17 protein-coding genes are annotated in these 17,987 nt (G+C 62.5%); 1 reads left to right on the plus strand and 16 read right to left on the minus strand.

Annotated features, from left to right (window positions below; translation table 11 throughout):
• Positions 1-16 precede the first annotated feature (16 nt).
• Genes pyrF through pyrR form a run of 7 tightly spaced genes read right to left on the minus strand, consistent with a single transcriptional unit; the run spans position 17 to position 8,855 of the window.
• Entirely contained in the window at positions 17-892 is an 876-nt protein-coding gene (gene pyrF / locus ACNAOT_RS12100) for an orotidine-5'-phosphate decarboxylase (RefSeq protein ID WP_091467805.1), read from the minus strand.
• Entirely contained in the window at positions 885-4,193 is a 3,309-nt protein-coding gene (gene carB, locus ACNAOT_RS12105) for a carbamoyl-phosphate synthase large subunit (RefSeq protein ID WP_091467807.1), read from the minus strand. The genes pyrF and carB overlap by 8 nt, the downstream gene beginning before the upstream one ends.
• Positions 4,193-5,440, minus strand: a complete 1,248-nt coding sequence (carA, locus tag ACNAOT_RS12110; protein ID WP_420178195.1) for a glutamine-hydrolyzing carbamoyl-phosphate synthase small subunit — start codon at positions 5,438-5,440, stop codon at positions 4,193-4,195. The genes carB and carA overlap by 1 nt, the downstream gene beginning before the upstream one ends.
• Positions 5,421-5,942: a hypothetical protein gene (locus ACNAOT_RS12115; RefSeq protein ID WP_420178196.1), complete on the minus strand. Its 522-nt coding sequence runs from the start codon at positions 5,940-5,942 to the stop codon at positions 5,421-5,423. The genes carA and ACNAOT_RS12115 overlap by 20 nt, the downstream gene beginning before the upstream one ends.
• Complete coding sequence (locus tag ACNAOT_RS12120; protein ID WP_420178197.1) at positions 5,942-7,267, minus strand: dihydroorotase; 1,326 nt, start codon at positions 7,265-7,267, stop codon at positions 5,942-5,944. The genes ACNAOT_RS12115 and ACNAOT_RS12120 overlap by 1 nt, the downstream gene beginning before the upstream one ends.
• Positions 7,267-8,274, minus strand: a complete 1,008-nt coding sequence (locus ACNAOT_RS12125) for an aspartate carbamoyltransferase catalytic subunit (RefSeq protein WP_420178198.1) — start codon at positions 8,272-8,274, stop codon at positions 7,267-7,269. Before ACNAOT_RS12125 ends, ACNAOT_RS12120 begins: the two co-directional genes overlap by 1 nt.
• Positions 8,271-8,855, minus strand: coding sequence for a bifunctional pyr operon transcriptional regulator/uracil phosphoribosyltransferase PyrR (gene pyrR / locus ACNAOT_RS12130; protein ID WP_091467815.1), 585 nt, complete (start codon positions 8,853-8,855; stop codon positions 8,271-8,273). The genes ACNAOT_RS12125 and pyrR overlap by 4 nt, the downstream gene beginning before the upstream one ends.
• Positions 8,856-8,965: 110 nt before the next feature.
• On the opposite strand from pyrR, the gene ACNAOT_RS12135 reads away from it, so the two are divergent.
• Entirely contained in the window at positions 8,966-10,249 is a 1,284-nt protein-coding gene (locus ACNAOT_RS12135) for a PrsW family glutamic-type intramembrane protease (RefSeq protein WP_420178199.1), read from the plus strand.
• Positions 10,250-10,335: 86 nt separating this feature from the next.
• On the opposite strand, the gene nusB is transcribed toward ACNAOT_RS12135, so the two are convergent.
• From nusB to ruvX, 9 genes are all read right to left on the minus strand, one after another.
• The gene (nusB, locus tag ACNAOT_RS12140) at positions 10,336-10,746 is read right to left on the minus strand and encodes a transcription antitermination factor NusB (protein WP_420178200.1); all 411 of its coding nucleotides are present in this window, start codon (positions 10,744-10,746) and stop codon (positions 10,336-10,338) included.
• On the minus strand, positions 10,746-11,309 hold the full coding sequence (gene efp / locus ACNAOT_RS12145) for an elongation factor P (RefSeq protein WP_024816828.1): 564 nt from the start codon (positions 11,307-11,309) through the stop codon (positions 10,746-10,748). The genes nusB and efp overlap by 1 nt, the downstream gene beginning before the upstream one ends.
• A 155-nt stretch (positions 11,310-11,464) precedes the next feature.
• Entirely contained in the window at positions 11,465-11,986 is a 522-nt protein-coding gene (locus ACNAOT_RS12150; protein ID WP_420178202.1) for a tetratricopeptide repeat protein, read from the minus strand.
• Positions 11,983-13,074 carry a 3-dehydroquinate synthase gene (aroB, locus tag ACNAOT_RS12155; RefSeq protein WP_091467821.1) on the minus strand — a complete coding sequence of 364 codons (1,092 nt, stop codon included), beginning with the start codon at positions 13,072-13,074 and terminating at the stop codon, positions 11,983-11,985. Before aroB ends, ACNAOT_RS12150 begins: the two co-directional genes overlap by 4 nt.
• Positions 13,071-13,580 carry a shikimate kinase gene (locus tag ACNAOT_RS12160; RefSeq protein ID WP_091469547.1) on the minus strand — a complete coding sequence of 170 codons (510 nt, stop codon included), beginning with the start codon at positions 13,578-13,580 and terminating at the stop codon, positions 13,071-13,073. Before ACNAOT_RS12160 ends, aroB begins: the two co-directional genes overlap by 4 nt.
• Before the next feature lie 47 nt (positions 13,581-13,627).
• Complete coding sequence (gene aroC, locus ACNAOT_RS12165; RefSeq protein WP_420178203.1) at positions 13,628-14,827, minus strand: chorismate synthase; 1,200 nt, start codon at positions 14,825-14,827, stop codon at positions 13,628-13,630.
• A gap of 26 nt (positions 14,828-14,853) precedes the next feature.
• Entirely contained in the window at positions 14,854-15,708 is an 855-nt protein-coding gene (locus tag ACNAOT_RS12170; RefSeq protein ID WP_420178204.1) for a shikimate dehydrogenase, read from the minus strand.
• Positions 15,705-17,399 (minus strand): endolytic transglycosylase MltG, encoded by a 1,695-nt coding sequence (gene mltG / locus ACNAOT_RS12175; RefSeq protein ID WP_420178206.1) that lies wholly within the window; start codon positions 17,397-17,399, stop codon positions 15,705-15,707. The genes ACNAOT_RS12170 and mltG overlap by 4 nt, the downstream gene beginning before the upstream one ends.
• Positions 17,396-17,986 (minus strand): Holliday junction resolvase RuvX, encoded by a 591-nt coding sequence (gene ruvX / locus ACNAOT_RS12180; RefSeq protein WP_178992620.1) that lies wholly within the window; start codon positions 17,984-17,986, stop codon positions 17,396-17,398. The genes mltG and ruvX overlap by 4 nt, the downstream gene beginning before the upstream one ends.
• Between the last annotated feature and the right edge of the window lies 1 nt (position 17,987).

The following is a 17,987-nucleotide window of genomic DNA, read 5'->3' on the forward strand; positions in this document are numbered from 1 at the left end:
AATGAGGGTAGGAAACTTACTCTGAGCGAAGCCCGGCCAGCGTCCCTTCCGTTGCGGCACGAAGGCCGGCCAGGGATGGACCAGCGGCCAGGATCCCCCGGCTGGAGGTCGCCAGGACAGTGGGGTAGGCAACGCCGAACGTCGCTCGAAGATCGGCCGGGGTGGCCCCCTGGGCACCAAGACCAGGAGCCAGGATCGGCCCGCGGACAGGGCCGAGGTGGATGTCCAGATCCTCAAGCGCGGAACCGATAGTGGCTCCAACAACCAAGCCAACAGAACCAAGGGAGCCCGCGTACCGCTGGTTCTCGGCCGCAGCTGCGGCCACGATTCTGCGCGCCACCGAGTCGCCTCCGCCGACATGCTGCACCGACTTACCTTCGGGGTTCGATGTCAGTGCAAGTACAAACACTCCCCTGCCGTATTGCGCAGCAAGGTCCAAAGCGGGGCGCAGCGATTCAAAGCCAAGGTAGGGGCTCAGTGTCACGGAGTCCGCAGCCAAGGACGAACCATCCCGCAACCAGGCATCGGCATACGCCGCCATGGTGGAGCCAATGTCCCCGCGCTTGGCATCGGCGATGCTGAGCACACCTGCCTCCGTGGAGGCAGCCAGGGTGCGCTCCAGGACTGCCATGCCGGCGGAGCCGTGACGCTCATAGAGTGCCACCTGCGGCTTGACCGCGGCAGCGAGGGAAGCCACGGCCTCCACCACTGTCAGCGAAAAGCGTTCCAGTCCCGCGGCGTCGTCGTTCAATCCCCATTCAGCCAAGAGCTGCGGGTGCGGATCGATTCCAACGCACAGCGGACCGCGCGAGGCCATGGCGGCAGCCAGCCGGGAGCCAAAAGACTCCCGGACCGGCTGCTGCCCTTGCTCTGGTGAAGCAGACTCAGGCATTGGCTGCTTCCACTGCTGCTGCCAAGTTGGCAGCGTGCTCCTGCAGGCTGGTCACGGACCATTCGTAGGTGCGCAGCGCCTCAATGGCCTGCACTGCGGCGTTGAACTCGGCAACGGTGGTGATGCAGGGAATGCCGATGGACGTTGCCGCGGCACGGAGTTCGTATCCGTCGCTGCGGGCTTCGCCACCGGAGGGCGTGTTGAAGACCATGTCGATCTCGCCTGCAATAACCAGGTCCGCAATGGTGCCTTCGCCTTCTGCGCTGCTGCCCTCGGCAACCTTGCGGACCGGAGTCGCCTGGATGCCGTTGCGACGCAGGACGTCAGCCGTGCCACCGGTGGAGACGATCTCGAAGCCGAGGTCCGAGAGGCGCTTGACGCCCATGATTACCGAACGCTTGTCACGGTTGGCTACCGAGACGAAGATCTTGCCTTCGGTGGGCAACGCGTTGTTGGCCGCGGCCTGGCTCTTGGCGAAGGCGGTGTCGAAGTGCTTATCGATGCCCATGACTTCACCGGTGGAGCGCATTTCCGGGCCCAGCAGGGAATCGACGACCTTACCTTCAGGTGTACGGAAGCGGCTGAACGGAAGGACCGCTTCCTTGACGGCAACCGGGGCGTCCAGGGGCAGGGTGGAGCCGTCACCGGACTCCGGCAGCATCTTGTAGGCGCCGCGGAGCTGGTTGATGGTCACCCCCGTGCCGATGAGGGCTGCCGCCTTGGCCATCTGCACACCCGTTGCCTTGGAGACGAACGGAACCGTGCGGGAAGCACGCGGATTGGCTTCAAGGACGTACAGGACGTCGGAGGCCAACGCGAACTGGATGTTGATGAGGCCGCGGACACCCACGCCTTCGGCAATGGCACGGGTTGCCGTGCGCACGCGCTCGATCACGTTATTGCCCAGGGTAATCGGAGGAAGCACGCAAGCGGAGTCACCGGAGTGGATGCCGGCTTCTTCGATGTGTTCCATGATGCCGCCGAGGTACATGTCAGTGCCGTCAAAGAGCGCGTCGACGTCGATTTCGACCGCGTCTTCGAGGAACCGGTCAATCAGCACCGGGTGGTCCGGGGTAATTTCCGTGGCATTGGCGATGTAGCGGGAGAGGTTTGCTTCGTCGTACACGATCTCCATGCCACGGCCGCCCAGGACGTAAGACGGGCGGACCAGTACCGGGTAGCCGATTTCGTCGGCGATCTTCTTGGCGTCCTCGAAGGAAACGGCGGTGCCGTTCTTCGGGGAAGTCAAGCCGGCTTCGTCAAGGACGCGGGCAAAGGCACCGCGGTGCTCGGCGAGGTCGATCGCTTCCGGCGACGTGCCAAGGATCGGAACACCGGCGTCGGCGAGCTGCTGTGCCAGCTTCAACGGAGTCTGGCCACCGAGCTGCACGAAGACACCCATGACGCCACCGGTGCGCTCTTCAGCGGCGATGACCTCGAGGACGTCCTCAAGGGTCAGCGGCTCGAAATAAAGGCGCGTGGAAACGTCGTAGTCCGTGGAGACGGTCTCGGGGTTGCAGTTGACCATGACGGTCTCGTAGCCGGCCTTGCGCAGCGCCATGGAGGCGTGGACGCAGGAGTAGTCGAACTCGATGCCCTGGCCGATGCGGTTGGGCCCCGAGCCAAGGATGATGACGGAGGGCTTGGCGTGCAGGCCTACCTCATCCTCCTCGTCGTAGGACGAGTAGTGGTACGGGGTGTAAGCGGCAAACTCAGCGGCGCAGGTGTCCACCGTCTTGTAGACCGGACGAATCCCCAAGGCCTGGCGGACGCCGCGGACCACTGCCTCGTTGTTGTGCGTCAAGGCACCGATCTGCTCGTCGGAAAAGCCGTGGCGCTTGGCGTTGCGCAGCATTTCCTCGGTGAGCACGCCGGCCTTGCGGATCTCCTGCGCGGTCTCGTTGAGAAGCTGCAGCTGGTCCAGGAACCAAGGGTCGATCTTGGTGGCTTCGAAAAGGTCTTCCACCGTGGCACCACCCAGGAGCGCGCGCTGCACCTGGTGCAGGCGGTCCGTCGTGGGTCGCTTGGCCTTCTCGATGAGCTCGGCAACCTCGTACTCCGGCACGGAGCTGAAGTCCAGCTGCGAGCCCTTCTGCTCCAAGGAGCGAAGGGCCTTCTGCAGAGCTTCGGTGAAGTTGCGGCCCATGGCCATGGCTTCGCCAACAGACTTCATGGTGGTGGTCAGCGTGTTGTCGGCTGCCGGGAACTTCTCGAAGGCGAAACGCGGAACCTTGACCACGACGTAGTCCAACGTGGGCTCAAAGGAGGCCGGCGTCTTCTGCGTGATGTCGTTCGGGATCTCGTCCAGTGTGTAACCGAGGGAGAGCTTGGTCGCGATCTTGGCAATTGCGAAGCCCGTTGCCTTGGAGGCCAGCGCGGAGGAACGGGATACGCGCGGGTTCATTTCGATGACCACTACGCGGCCCGTGGCGGGGTCGATGGCGAACTGGATGTTGCAGCCACCGGTGTCCACGCCCACTTCGCGGATGACGGCGATGGAGACGTCGCGGAGCTTCTGGTACTCGCGGTCTGTGAGGGTCAGTGCCGGTGCAACCGTGATGGAGTCACCGGTGTGGACGCCCACGGGGTCGAAGTTCTCGATGGAGCAGACAACAACGACGTTATCGTTCTTGTCGCGCATCATCTCAAGCTCGTACTCTTTCCAGCCGAGAATGCTCTCTTCGAGCAGGACCTCGGTGGTGGGGCTGTACTGGAGGCCCTGGCCGACGATGCGGCGGAGGTCGTCCTCGTTGTAAGCCAAGCCTGAGCCCAGGCCACCCATGGTGAAGGACGGCCGGACCACCATGGGGTAGCCCAGATCCTCAGCAGCAGCGAAGGCTTCTTCCATGGTGTGGATGATGTGGCTGCGTGCGGACTCCGCGCCACAACGTTCCACCACACCCTTGAACTTCTCACGGTCTTCCCCGAGCTCAATGGCAGCAATGTTCGCGCCAATGAGTTCCACGTTGTACTTCTCCAGCACACCGTTCTTGTCCAATGCGATGGCAGTGTTCAGGGCCGTCTGGCCACCCAGGGTGGGCAGGATGGCGTCCGGACGCTCCTTGGCGATGATCTTCTCCACCACCTCAGGCGTGATGGGCTCAACGTAGGTGGCATCGGCGAACTCGGGGTCCGTCATGATGGTGGCCGGGTTGGAGTTTACGAGGATGACCCGCAGGCCCTCCTCCTTGAGGACGCGAAGTGCCTGGGTACCGGAGTAGTCAAACTCGGCCGCCTGGCCAATGACGATGGGGCCGGAACCGATGACAAGGACGCTCTTGAGATCTGTACGCTTGGGCATTACTTCTTGTCCTCAGTCTTGGAGTCGGTGGAGTTGGCGCCTGTGGCCTTGGACTTGGTATCGGCCATGAGGTCGATGAAGCGGTCGAAGAGGTAGGCAGCATCGTGCGGTCCGGCCGCCGCTTCGGGGTGGTACTGGACCGAGAACGCAGGGATGTCGAGGCAGGCGAGTCCTTCAACGACGTCGTCGTTCAACGAAACGTGGCTGACTTCAACGCGACCGAAGCGCTCTTCCGGCGCCACGGTGGAGCCGTTCAGCGGCGCGTCAACGGCGAAGCCGTGGTTCTGCGACGTGATTTCCACCTTGCCGGTCCGGCGGTCCATCACCGGCTGGTTGATGCCCCGGTGGCCGTAACGGAGCTTGTAGGTGCCGAAGCCCAGGGCCCGGCCCAGGATCTGGTTACCGAAGCAGATGCCGAAGTACGGGAGTTTCTCGTCCAGCACCGAGCGCAGCAGGGAAACCTGGTGGTCGGCCGTAGCGGGGTCGCCGGGTCCGTTGGACATGAAGAAGCCGTCAGGCTTGACCGCGTTGACGTCCTCCGGGGTGGACGTGGCCGGCAAGACGTGCACGCGCACGCCGCGCTCAGCGAAGCGCACCGGAGTCATTGCCTTGATGCCAAGGTCAACGGCAGCGATGGAGAAGCGCGGCTCGCCTTCCCAGCCGTGGTCCTTGGGCTCCACGACGTAGGCCTCGTCAATGGAGACTTCCTCAGCCAGCGCTGCGCCTTCCATGGGCGCACTGGCCAGGACAGCGTCCAGCAGTTCCTTGTCGGTGGCCTGCGCGGCCTCGCCGGAAAAAATACCTGCGCGCATTGTCTTGTGCTCGCGGAGGTGGCGGGTGATGGCGCGGGTGTCCACGCCCTGGATGCCAACGATCCCCTGCTCCACCAGTTCATCATCGAGGCTTCGTTCGGACCGCCAGTTTGAGGGGCGGCGGGCGGCGTCGCGCACAATGTACCCTGCCACCCAGATGCGGCGTGACTCAGCATCTTCGCTGTTGACGCCGGTGTTGCCGATGTGCGGCGCAGTCTGGACCACCAGCTGACGCGCATAGGAGGGGTCGGTGATGGTCTCCTGGTAGCCGGTCATGCCGGTGGCGAAGACGGCCTCACCAAGAGCGGTTCCCTGGGCTCCGTAGCTGCGGCCGCGGAACATGCGGCCGTCTTCGAGCACGAGTACTGCTGCTGAGGGGGTGGGTGTGGTGGCTGCTTTACTATCCGTCACTTTATTACTTTCCACTATCGGCATCTGCCTGAGGGGCTGCGGAGATCAATTCTTGGAGGGCTTCGAGGAGGAGCTGCTTGTCGGTTGCGTGCCTGGAACGGAATCCGGTGTCGAGTTCCCGGTCACCAAGCTTCCAGTTGACGACCAGGAGTCCGTCCTTTTCGACGAATTTCCCGGCCATACCGTTGGCTTCGCGGCTGTCCACCAGGGCGGCTCGCGGGATGAACACAGGGGCGGCACCGGATCGGTCGAACAGCACGCCTTCTGCGTGGATGCTCAGTTCCGCATTTGTCCGGATACCCAGGCCCTGCACTGCGATCCGGTCCAGCCAGTCGCCCGCGGTGGTGGTGGCAACGTATTGGCCGTCCGCGACCACCGTTGCCGGCGTCAGCTGCTCCGGCACCCGGGGAAGGCGTTCGACGTCGGCTTGTCGCCTCAGCCGGTTCCGCCATCCCAGCCAGATCATCGCCAGGACGACGACGATCAGCGGCACCGTGATGAGCACGGTCAGTGTTTGGTTGTCCATTAGTTGCTGCTGACTGCCGGGTACCTGTACGGCGTGTTGAGCTGGCCGTCGAGGACGGTTGGGTGACCCTTGAAGAAAGTAGCCACCACGGATCCGGGCAGCTCTTTGCCCTTGAACGGTGAATTGCGGCCCATGGTTGCCATTTTATGGGGGTCAACGGTCCAACGCGCATCCGGGTCCACCAGGATGACGTTGGCGGGCTCTCCAACCTCCAGCGGACGGCCCTGATCGGCCACCCGGCCGATGACTGCCGGCGCGAACGAGGTAACCCTGGCGAAGTCGGCCCAGGTCATGAGGCCGGTTTCGATCATGGTCTCCTGGACCACGGACAAGGCGGTTTCAAGGCCGGTCATTCCCATTGCTGCCTGCGCCCATTCGCATTCCTTGTGCTCGCTGGGGTGCGGGGCGTGATCGGTTCCCACGACGTCGATGGTGCCGTCCGCCAGGCCCTCACGGAGGGCTTGAACGTCGGCGTCGGTACGGAGCGGCGGGTTGACCTTGTAGACGGGGTCGTAGCTACGGACCAGCTCATCGGTGAGGAGCAGGTGGTGAGGGGTGACCTCGGCAGTGACATTGATTCCACGCGCCTTCGCCCAGCGCACGATTTCCACGGAACCTGCCGTGGAGACGTGGCATACGTGGAGACGGGAACCAACATGCTGGGCAAGCAGGACATCGCGGGCAATGATGCTTTCCTCGGCGACAGCCGGCCAGCCGGTGAGTCCCAGCACCGCGGAAACAGCACCTTCGTTCATCTGTGCGCCAGCGGTAAGGCGCGGCTCCTGCGCGTGCTGGGCCACCACGCCGTCGAACGCTTTGACGTATTCCAAGGCCCGGCGCATGAGGACGGGATCGTGGACGCAGATGCCGTCGTCGGAGAACATCCTGACCTGGGCACGGGAATCCGCCATGGCCCCCAGCTCGGCGAGCCGCTCCCCCGCCAAGCCCACGGTCACGGCACCGACAGGACGCACATCCACCCAGCCGGACGCCCGGCCCAGGCTGTGAACCTGCTCCACGACGCCCGCGGTGTCTGCCACGGGGTTGCTGTTGGCCATGGCGTGGACCGCGGTGAAGCCACCAAGCGCGGCGGCCCGGGTGCCGGTTTCCACCGTTTCGGCGTCTTCGCGGCCGGGTTCGCGCAAGTGGGTGTGAACGTCCACCATGCCAGGCAAGGCAATGAGGCCTTGGGCGTCGATGACTGTTGCGTCGTCAGCTGACAAGTCCTTGCCGCGTGCTTCAATGACGCCGTCACGGATCAAGAGATCTTCAGCTTCGCCGCCGAGGATGGCGGCCCCACGAATCAGGTAGGTGTTCTCGGCCATCAGTTGGTCTCCTTGCTGGACTGGCTTACGGTCGGGGCGGCTTCACGGGAGTCCCCGGAGAGCAGCAGGTAAAGGGCGGCCATACGGACTGAGACACCGTTCCGCACCTGTGCGAGCACAGTGGAACGCGGCGAATCCGCAGCTGCCGAAGATATTTCCAACCCCCGGTTCATGGGGCCGGGATGCATGATGATGGTGTCCTTCATGCCGAGATCGTCCAGTGTTCGGAGCCTGGCGTCGTCGAAACCCCAGCGGCGCGAGTACTCGCGGGTCGAGGGGAAGAACGACGCGTTCATGCGCTCGCCCTGTACACGCAGCATCATCATGGCGTCGATGCCGGCCTCCAGCGTCTCGTCCAGGTTGTAGCTGACCTTGCAAGGCCAGTGCTCGACGCCGATGGGCAGCAGCGTGGGCGGTGCCACCAGGGTGACCTCAGCGCCAAGGGTCTTCAGCAGCCAGACGTTGGACCGGGCGACACGGGAGTGCAGGACATCCCCGGCTATTGCTACCCGCATGCCCTTCAGGTCTGCTCCCGTGGACTCGGTGCCGTTGACCCGCGACCAGTGCCGACGCATGGTGAAAGCGTCCAGCAGCGCCTGGGTTGGATGCTCGTGGGTGCCATCGCCGGCATTGATAACAGCTGCGTCAATCCAGTCAGTGGCAGCGAGCCGGTGTGGCGCGCCGGAAGCCCAGTGGCGGATGACGACGGCATCCGCACCCATGGCTGCGAGTGTCTGCGCCGTGTCCTTGAGGGACTCCCCTTTGGAAACCGAGGACCCCTTGGCGGCGAAGTTGATGACATCGGCTGACAGGCGTTTGGCCGCGGCCTCGAAGGATATACGGGTACGGGTGGAGTCCTCGAAGAAAAGGTTGACTACGGTACGGCCGCGCAGTGCCGGCAGTTTCTTTACTTCACGCTCGCCGACGGCGGACATTTCCTCAGCCGTGTCCAGAACACGAATGGCGTCGAAAAGACTGAGGTTTTCGGTGGAAAGGAGGTGCTTCACTTGCCGGCCTCAATAACTACTTCGTTAACGGGCACGCCGTCCACGGAGTCGATCTCCTCGAGGTGGACCCGGACCTTTTCAGATGAGGAAGTGGGCAGGTTCTTGCCCACGTGGTCTGCACGGATGGGAAGCTCGCGGTGGCCCCGGTCCACCAGCACAGCCAAGCGGACTATCCGCGGACGGCCAAGGTCAACCAAAGCATCCAACGCGGCGCGAATGGTCCGGCCCGAATAAAGGACGTCGTCGATCAGGACAACAACCTTGTTGTCGATCCCGGACAACGGAAGCCGTGTGTGGCGTGGGGGCCGCGTGGGCTGGTGGGAGAGGTCGTCACGGAACATGGTGACATCCAGCTGGCCGACCATCGTCTCGGCGTTCACTGTGGGGTCGGCCGCTGCAATCTTGTTGGCAAGCCGCACTGCCAAAGGATAGCCGCGGCTGGGAATGCCCAACAGGACCAGGTCCTTGGAGCCCTTATTGGCTTCGAGGATCTCGTGGGCGATACGAGTGAGCGCACGGTCAATGTCCGCCTGATTGAGAACAACCCGCGACGGCACGTGCGCTGAAGTGACTTCAGTCATCGCTCGTCTCCCCTTTCCCCGCCTCACGGGACGGAATTAAAAAAGGAATATTTGCTTTTCAAAGCTACCACAGCACCCCTTTCCCACCTCACCGGGGGCGGTAGTGATGCGTGAGTTTAAGCTCACACTTCGCAGTGTGGCATAGGCTCGTGCCCATGACCATGAACCACCACGGCCAACCGTATCCGCGGCCTTATCTGGAACCTGGCGCCAATCCCACTTGGATCGGCCGCGTCCAGCCGGGGAACTATCAACCGGCTCCGGGTAATCCGACGTCCCTCCCCCGCCAAACCTGGGCCATGCCGCCGGCGCCGCCAGGTCGCAGGTCCTGGGGCATGCTTCCGTTACTCATTGTGGGAACCGTACTGGTCTTCGGCAGCCTGCTGCTGGTGGTGCCGTTCCTGTTGGGCAATACGGGCATTACCGGTTTCGTGGTCGGCTTCATCGCCTCCCTTGTTCCGCTGTCCGTGGTGCTGTTGACAGTACGCCTGATCGATCGCTGGGAGCCCGAGCCAAAGAGGCTCCTGTGGTTCGCTTTCACATGGGGTGCCGCGGTTTCCATTGCCGGGACGCTGCTCATCCAGCCGGTGTTCGCACTCGCCGCACCAACCTCCAGCGAAGAAGCTTTCACCTACTTCATGGCCACGGTCCAGGCCCCCATCGTGGAAGAGTTCACCAAGTCACTGGGGTTGCTGGTCCTGATCCTGGCTGCCCGCAAGTACTTTGACGGACCTGTGGACGGTGTCGTCTTCGCCTTCACCATCGCCGCCGGCTTCGCCTTCACGGAGAACATCCTCTACTTTGGCCGCGAAATAGCCTCCTCCGCCGACCCGGGCACCGACTTGGTCCGAATTTTCATCCTCCGTGGCGTCATGTCGCCGTTCGCCCACGCGGTGTTCACGGGGACCACCGGACTGATCATGGGCTTCGCAGCCCGGAAATGGCACTCGGGCTATGCCGTGCTGGCCTTCTTCGTCGGTTTGCTGCCCGCGATGTTCCTGCACAACCGCTGGAACAGCATGGGGCAGAACTTCCTGGTGGAGTACTTCGTGGTCCAGGTGCCTATCTTCCTGATCGCTGCTGCAGGCATCATCCTTCTCCGCGTTGCCGAAGGAAAAATCACCCGCCAGCGGCTTCTCGAGTATGCCCGGGCAGGCTGGTTCACGCCAGCAGAAGTGGAGATGCTGGCCACGTCACGAGGCCGGCGGCAGGCTGTTCGTTGGGCGTCGTCGCGCGGTCGCGGCAACCAGATGAAGTCATTCATCAAGGGTGCCACGGCACTGGCGTTTACCCGGCAGCGGATCCTCAGTGGCCGGGACGTCTACGTTCACCAGCACGATGAACTGGAGCACCTGCGCAGCATCCCCTCCCTCAGGGCGGCCGTGCTTCAGTAGCGCACCGGACCTGCTGGTAATACAAATGCTGGTAATACAAAAAGGACCCGCATCCTGTGGATGCGGGTCCTTTTTCTCATGAATGCCTAAGCGAGAAGTGACGGCTTGAGCTTCTGCAAGCGGCCAAGCAGCCCGTTGATGAAGGCTGGTGACTCGTCGGTGGACATCGTCTTGGCAAGCGCCACAGCTTCGCTGACAGCTACGCCGTCAGGAACTTCGTCATTGTAGAGAAGTTCCCAAGCGCCGATACGAAGGATGATGCGGTCTACGGACGGCATACGCTCCAACGTCCAGCCCTGGGCGTAGGTCTCCAGGAATTCATCGATGGTCCCCTGCATGGAAACAACGCCCTCCACGATTTCCACCGTGTAGGGGTTGATGACAAGATCGGTCTTCTCCCGGCGCGCTGTCATCGCGTCGAAAGCCGAAACGGAGCGCTGCTCCGCCTCGAAAAGTACTTCGAGCGCCCTGCTACGGGCTTTACCGCGTGCGCTCACTAGTCGTTGACCCGGCCCAAGTAGCCGCCATCGCGGGTGTCTACCTTGACCTTGGTGCCCTGCTCAACGAACAGCGGAACCTGGATTTCGTAGCCCGTCTCCACAGTTGCGGGCTTGGTGCCTGCCGAGGAGCGGTCGCCCTGAAGGCCCGGCTCCGTGTAGGTGATCTCGAGGACAACGCTTGGGGGCAATTCGATGTACAGCGGCGTGCCCTCGTGGATGGCAATGTTGACCATCTGGTTCTCGAGCATGAAGTTGGTGGCGTCGCCTACAGTGGCACCGGAAACGGTGATCTGGTCGTAGTCCTGGGTGTCCATGAAGACGAAATCTTCGCCGTCCTGGTACAGGTACTGGTAGTCGCGGCGGTCAACCGTTGCGGTTTCGATCTTCAGGCCGGCGTTGAAGGTCTTGTCGACCACCTTGCCGGACATGACGTTGCGCATCTTGGTGCGAACAAAGGCGCCGCCCTTGCCCGGCTTGACGTGCTGGAACTCAATGATGTTCCAGAGCTGGCCCTCGAGCTTCAGTACGGTCCCGTTCTTGATGTCGTTTGTGGTTGCCACTCGTATCCTCTGGTTTCTCTCACTGGTTCAAGCTGCCAGTTTGTCTATGCCAAGCAGGCATGCCAAACGGCCCGCCAGCGCGTATTTATCAAAAATCCAAGAACCATTCTACCGGCAAATACGGCCACGGCTTGCGAGCTGCTTTTCCCGCTGCTTCAGGAAGCCAGTTCAAGTACATTCCGGGCCCTTTGCAGGGCAACAGTGGAAGAGTAGATCAGCGCCGCATCGGCGGCCATGGCTACGCGGAGATCCAAGGCCTTGGCGAATTCCTCGGATGCGGCCAGTGCATTGCCGCTGACGAAGTATGCCCTGCCCAGATACTGGTGCACGATCGCTTCCTTGGAGCTGCCCTGGACGTCCTGCAACAGGTGCCTGAACAACTGCACCGCACGGTCCAGCCGGTTGGTTGCCCGGTGGACTTCCGCTTCAAAAATCCTCAACCGGAACGACTCCGGATCTTTGTAGCGAGCCTCGGCCAACAGCTCAGCCGCCTCGTTGGGCTGGTTGTCCAGCAGTAAAGCCATGATGCGGTCCGCGGGGTCTTCCGACGCCGCGAGGGCGGACTCCATGACTTCCTCATTGACAACCACGGGAAGCAAAGTGTCCGGGTTCATCCGGACTCCGGGGAAACCGGCAGTAGGCCAGTCGCTGATGCCTTCCCGAAGAGTGACGGTCATGATGCGATCTCCTGGTAGGCGGCAAACAGGAGTGACGTGTCGGGGACCTCCAGGATGCCCGGCTTGGCAACGCCGTCAAGGACAACGAACCTGAGGAGATCGCCACGGGACTTCTTGTCCCGGCGCATTCCATCCAGAAGACCCTGCCAGCGGTCCCTGCGGTACGTGATGGGCAGGCCAAGGCTCTCCAGGATGGTGCGGTGCCGGTCTGCGTCAGCATCGGACAAACGCCCGACACTTCGCGACAACTCGGCAGCGAACATCATTCCCACGGAAACGGCGGCGCCGTGACGCCATGAGTAGCGTTCCACGAGCTCGATGGCGTGGCCCAGCGTGTGACCGTAGTTCAGGATTTCGCGGAGGCCGGACTCCTTGAGGTCCTGGGAAACGACTTCAGCCTTCACGGAAATCGCGCGTTCAATGAGCTCCCGAACTACATCGGATCCCGGATCCATTACTGCGTCGGTGTTCTTTTCCACGAGGTCGAGGATTGCCGGGTCAGCGATGAAGCCGCATTTGATGACCTCGGCCATCCCTGAAATGAGCTCGTTCTTCGGCAGGGTCTGGAGCGTGTCCAAGTCAGCCAGGACTGCGGCCGGGGGGTGGAAGGAGCCCACAAGGTTCTTGCCCTCGGCAGTATTGATGCCTGTCTTGCCTCCCACCGAGGCATCCACCATGCCCAGCAAGCTCGTGGGCATGTGGATGACTTTGACGCCACGGAGCCACGTTGCCGCCACGAAGCCGGCGAGGTCCGTTACAGCGCCGCCACCAACTGCCACGATGGCGTCGGACCGCGTGAAATCGTTCTGGCCCAGCACTTGCCAACAGAACGCCGCGACCTGGATGTGCTTGCCCTCTTCAGCATCCGGGATTTCGGCTGTGAGTGCCGTGAACCCTGCAGCCTCAAGTTCGTCCCGGACGGTATCGCCGGTCAGGCGCAAGGCCCGCGGGTGGATCACCAGAACTCGTCGTACGCGTTCGCCAAGCTTGGCGGGCAGGGTGTCCAACAGCCCGCGGCCCACCACGACGTCGTAGTTCTCATTAACCGACTGGCCGGTCACCTTGATGACAGTTGCTTCGTTGCTCACTTTTCAACTTCCTCTTTCAAGGCTGCATGCTGGAGCAGCCGCTCCTCCAAATGGAGGCCGATTTCTGCCACGGATCCGGAACGGACATCCATGACAATGTCCGCGAGACGCTCATAGACGGGACGCCGGGTGGCAAACAATGCTTCCCAGCGGGTCATGGCGTCACCCTGCAGCAGTGGCCGTCCGGTGTTCCGGGCAATCCTGTCTGCGACCGTTTCCGCATCGCATTCCAGATAGACAACGGTGCACTCCCCCAGCAACTGCTGGGTCCCGGAGTCAAGCACCGCCCCGCCGCCCAGGGAAATGATGGCCGGATCTACTTTGGCAGACTCAATGGCCTTCGCCACTGCCCGCGCTTCAATCTCGCGGAACGCATGCTCTCCCCTGCCGGCGAAGATGTCTGCAATGCTGCCGTGGGCAGCTACCACCACCGCGTCAGTGTCCACGAACGGTACACGGAGTTGGTGGGCCAGTTGCTGGCCGATCGCCGATTTTCCGACGGCCATGGGGCCCACGAGAACAACGGGGCGGCCATCCGGGATAGCGCCAACCACTACCGGCCGACCGAGTCCAGGGTGGCCGGGATGCTCTCAAGGTAGCTCTGCAGATTCCGCTGGGTCTCCGCGACGGAGTCGCCACCGAACTTCTCGGCGACAGCCTCGGCCAGAACCAAAGCCACCATCGCCTCCGCCACAACGCCGGCTGCGGGAACCGCACAAACATCTGAACGCTGGTGGTGTGCCTTGGCAGGCTCACCCGTGCTGACATCAATGGTGCGAAGTGCGCGAGGGACCGTGGCAATTGGTTTCATGGCCGCCCGAACACGAAGAACCTCACCGATGCTCATGCCGCCTTCGATGCCACCGGCCCGGTTGGTCTGGCGAACGATCTTGCCGTTTCCGTCCTTGAGGATCTCATCGTGGGCAGCAGATCCACGGCGTGCAGCCGTGAGGAAGCCGTCGCCCACTTCTACGCCCTTAATGGCTTGGATGCCCATGAGTGCGGCCGCGAGGCGGGAGTCGAGGCGACGATCCCAGTGGACGTAGCTGCCGAGTCCCGGGGGAAGCCCGTATGCCAGGACCTCTACCACGCCACCCAGGGTTTCGCCTTCCTTGTGGGCAGCATCAACCTCAGCCACCATCGCGTTGGACGTCTCGCGGTCGAAACAACGCAGGGGGTCGGCGTCGAGGGCTATGACGTCCTGCGGCAACGGCAAAGGCCGGCCTTCGGGCACTGTCACGCTGGCAATGGAAACGGTGTGGCTTACCAACTCGATGCCCAATTGCTTCAGGAACTGTGCAGCGACGGTACCAAGAGCCACTCGCGTGGCGGTCTCGCGTGCGCTGGCACGCTCAAGGACCGGACGGGCTTCGTCGAAGCCATACTTCTGCATGCCCGTGAAATCAGCGTGCCCCGGGCGCGGACGGGTCAAAGGTGCATTGCGGGCTTGGTCGGCGAGGACCTTAGGGTCCACGGGATCAGCAGACATGATCTGCTCCCATTTAGGCCACTCGGTGTTGCCAACCTGGATGGCAACAGGGCCACCCTGGGTAAGTCCATGCCGGACACCACCCATGATGGTGACCTCGTCCTGTTCAAACTTCATGCGGGCACCACGTCCATAGCCCAGGCGTCGACGCGCCAACGCGTCACGAATCTGCCCGCTGGTGAGTTCAACACCGGCAGGCACGCCTTCAACAATTCCGATCAGGGCCGGACCATGGGATTCACCGGCAGTCAACCAACGCAACATATAACCAATCCTGCCATGTAAGGCTTCTAGAACACTCGCCGGGGAAGCCCGACTGAGTCGCACATCACATCTATGACGGCGGCATCCACGTCACAGCCGCTGAAACGCCTGATCTGCTCGGCCGCCTGGTACATCAGCATCTCCAGGCCCGGGACTACCGCTCCCCCGTGACCATGCCACACTTCCGCGAGGCGACTGGGCCAAGGATCGTAGGCAACATCCAGCAGGACTCCAGCCCCGGTGCCGGGCAACTCCGCAAGCTCCTCAGCCAACGAATCGGCAGCGCGAGGCGGGAACGTGGAGATCACCAGATCCGTGCCGGCCACAGCAGTTGCCGCTTCCGCCAGGGGCCGGATGGCAAGGGAAATTCCGACGGCGGCCGCGGCCGCTTGCGCATCGCCGGCACGTCCCGCGTCGCGAACGAAAACGTCGACGTGACGGGCCCCAAGTTCCTGCACAGCGGCTACAGCCGCAGCTGAGGTGCCACCGCCACCAAGGATGGCCGCGTGGGGTGCGGCTGCGACGCCCGCGTAGCGGACCGCTTCCACTATGCCGGCAACATCAGTGTTGTAACCCACCCGACGGACCTGTCCGGCGTCGTGCTCGAAAACCACCGTATTGATAACGCCCAGATGGGCGCCGGCGCCACGGACTTCGTCCACTTCCTTGATCATTGCCGACTTCAGCGGCATGGTGACCGAGAGGCCGCACCAAGCGTCATCTCCGCGGAGCGAGTCCATGAATGAAGGAAGCCGTTCCACAGTGACGTCGATGGCCGAGTACTCGATATCCACACCCAACTTGGCGTAGGCAGCTGAGTGCAGTGCCGGAGATTTCGAGTGTGAGATCGGGTGCCCCAGTACCGCGGCGCGACGACTCACACACACCGTCCCGCGTTGGCCTGGCACCATGCGTTGTACTGCTCAACGTAGGTGTTGTGCTCAGCCAACGTCTTGGAGAACTTGGTTTCCTTGCTGTCCAGGTTGATGGTCACCCAGTAGAGGTATTCATTCTGCGTTGGCTTGGCTGCAGCATCAATCGCCGTCTTTCCAGGCGAGCCAATAGGTCCTACCGGTAGCCCGACGTTGGCGTACGTGTTGTAGGCGTTGGACTTGTCGGCCTTTTCTTCCTCAGTGAGGTGGAACGACTTCTTGCCCAAGCCGTACGTCACAGTGGCATCGGACTGGATCAGGCCGCTGGTCTCTACGTTGTTGGGCTTGAGCCTGTTGTAAATGGCTCCGGCCACGTTCCCGTAATCTGCCTGACCACCTTCGGCCTGCACGATGCTGGCGATGGTTACGGTGTCGTACTGCTTGGCGGGGTCCGTAACACCCTGGGCTTTGAGTTCATCAAGGGTGGTGGTTACCAACTTCTGGATGATGTCCTTCGCGGGCGTCCCCAGCTCAAACCGGTATTCGCCCGGGGCAAGGAAGCCTTCCAGGTTCTTAGCCTTGGCAGGAACTCCGAACTGCGCCGGAGCCTGGTTCAAGGCGTTGAGCTGCTGCACGGGAATGCCGGAACCCTTGGAAATGGCCTCCAGTGACTCATTGATGCGCAAGCCGGCACTCAGAGCGAAATACATCACTTTGCCGGCGTCCTTGTTGACGAGGACAGCCACGGCGTCGGAATTCTTCATTTCGGTACGGAACGTGAAGTCGCCCGGAGACAGTTCCCCGCCTTCACTCAGGAACGCCTCAACAAAGGCATCGGAGTCTGCAACCACGCGGTTTTGAACGAGCTCGTTGGCTACGGCCTTGGGACCGGATCCCTCGGGTACGGTGATGGTCACCGATCCCGTTCCGGGACCCGGGTAATCGGTGACCCTATCCATGCCCAGCAGGGGCTTCAGGAACTGCGCACCAATGGCAATGGCGGCGACGAAGACACCCAGCGTGATCAGGAGAGCCAGGACACGACGACGGCGGCGGGCCTTCTTCGCGGCAGCCTTGGACGCCGGACTGGCAGCAGGGGCAATAAGGTCATGGTGGTGCTCATCATGGAGATGAACGTCATCGTGAAGTTCTTCGTGGATGTCCAGCTCATAGTGGCCGTCATGCGCAGCCAACTCGTGCTGGTTATGACCGTCGTGAATATCACCGTGATCAACGGCGGCGTGTTCACTGAAGTCGTGTTCACTGACCTCGTGTTCACTGGCCTCTTGGGCGTGGACTTCATCCTCGCGGACGTGGACGTCTGCCTCGTGCAGGTCCTCGTGATGACTTTCCGGCTCACCAAGCACCTGTGCTGCGTGCACCTCGGCGTCGCCGGCCTCGTCGACAGGCGGCGCGGGCGTTGGGGGTGCCACAGGAGTCGGGGGCGCTACAGGTGTTGGGGGCGCGACGGGTGTGGGGGGCGGAGTCACGGGCGCAGGTTGCACGGCCGGGACTGGTCGGGGCAATTCCGGCTCAACTTCCGCCGAGGGAGCCGCCTCTCCCGGAGTCGCTTCAGGAACGGGCACCACATTGTGGTTCTGCGTGGCGAGGAATCGTTCACGCGCCCGCAGCTCTTTGCGGGTTAGCGACATACCGCCGCCGGCGGTACCGCTGGAGGGGTCGTTGTTGACCGGGCTCACAGTTGCAGTCCCCTCTTAGAAGAATCGGATTCACGGCCTGAGGCAGCCCGCAGCGTTGGGGCACTGCTGGGTTTCTCGGACTGCGCCGGTGCCTGCACTCGGCGGCCAACGTCCGTTCCTCGGGCTTTTTGCATGTCGATTGCGTGCTGAAGTATTCCAGCAGCGGCAACCTGATCAACCACTTTACGGTGGTTCTTGCTGCTCATGCCAGCTTCGTGCAGGTTGCGGTGTGCCGTAACAGTGGAAAGTCGCTCATCGACGAGGTTTACAGGAACGTCCAAACCGGCGCGCGAAAGCTCACTGGTAAGAAGGTCCGCGTAGTCCATGGCCATTTGGGCAGACGCGCGTTCCTCGCCCTTCATGGTTCGTGGTAGACCCACAAAAATCTGGACCGCCGGCAACTCCGCCGCGTGCTTGACCACTACGCGAACATCGGAGTTTTTCTTGCTGTCCCGCCCTACCGTCTTGAACGGCGTGGCCAATATCCCGTCGGGATCACAAATGGCCAGACCCACCCGGACGGTACCGACGTCTACCCCCAGCTTGATGCCGTGGGGGTAGACGCCGCTGTCAGTACTGGAATTCACC

The organism is Paenarthrobacter sp. TA1.8 (assembly GCF_048595705.1).
Taxonomy (GTDB): Bacteria; Actinomycetota; Actinomycetes; order Actinomycetales; family Micrococcaceae; genus Arthrobacter; species Arthrobacter nitroguajacolicus.

Bases quoted from the DNA above. Each gene is read 5' to 3' on its own strand.
- ACNAOT_RS12120 (WP_420178197.1), bottom strand. From the start codon at position 7,267: ATGGCCGAGAACACCTACCTGATTCGTGGGGCCGCCATCCTCGGCGGC.
- ACNAOT_RS12160 (WP_091469547.1), bottom strand. From the start codon at position 13,580: ATGGCCGTCGGAAAATCGGCGATCGGCCAGCAACTGGCCCACCAACTC.
- ACNAOT_RS12150 (WP_420178202.1), bottom strand. From the start codon at position 11,986: ATGACCGTCACTCTTCGGGAAGGCATCAGCGACTGGCCTACTGCCGGT.
- carA (WP_420178195.1), bottom strand. From the start codon at position 5,440: ATGCCGATAGTGGAAAGTAATAAAGTGACGGATAGTAAAGCAGCCACC.
- ACNAOT_RS12115 (WP_420178196.1), bottom strand. From the start codon at position 5,942: ATGGACAACCAAACACTGACCGTGCTCATCACGGTGCCGCTGATCGTC.
- pyrR (WP_091467815.1), bottom strand. From the start codon at position 8,855: ATGACTGAAGTCACTTCAGCGCACGTGCCGTCGCGGGTTGTTCTCAAT.
- aroC (WP_420178203.1), bottom strand. From the start codon at position 14,827: ATGTTGCGTTGGTTGACTGCCGGTGAATCCCATGGTCCGGCCCTGATC.
- carB (WP_091467807.1), bottom strand. From the start codon at position 4,193: ATGCCCAAGCGTACAGATCTCAAGAGCGTCCTTGTCATCGGTTCCGGC.
- pyrF (WP_091467805.1), bottom strand. From the start codon at position 892: ATGCCTGAGTCTGCTTCACCAGAGCAAGGGCAGCAGCCGGTCCGGGAG.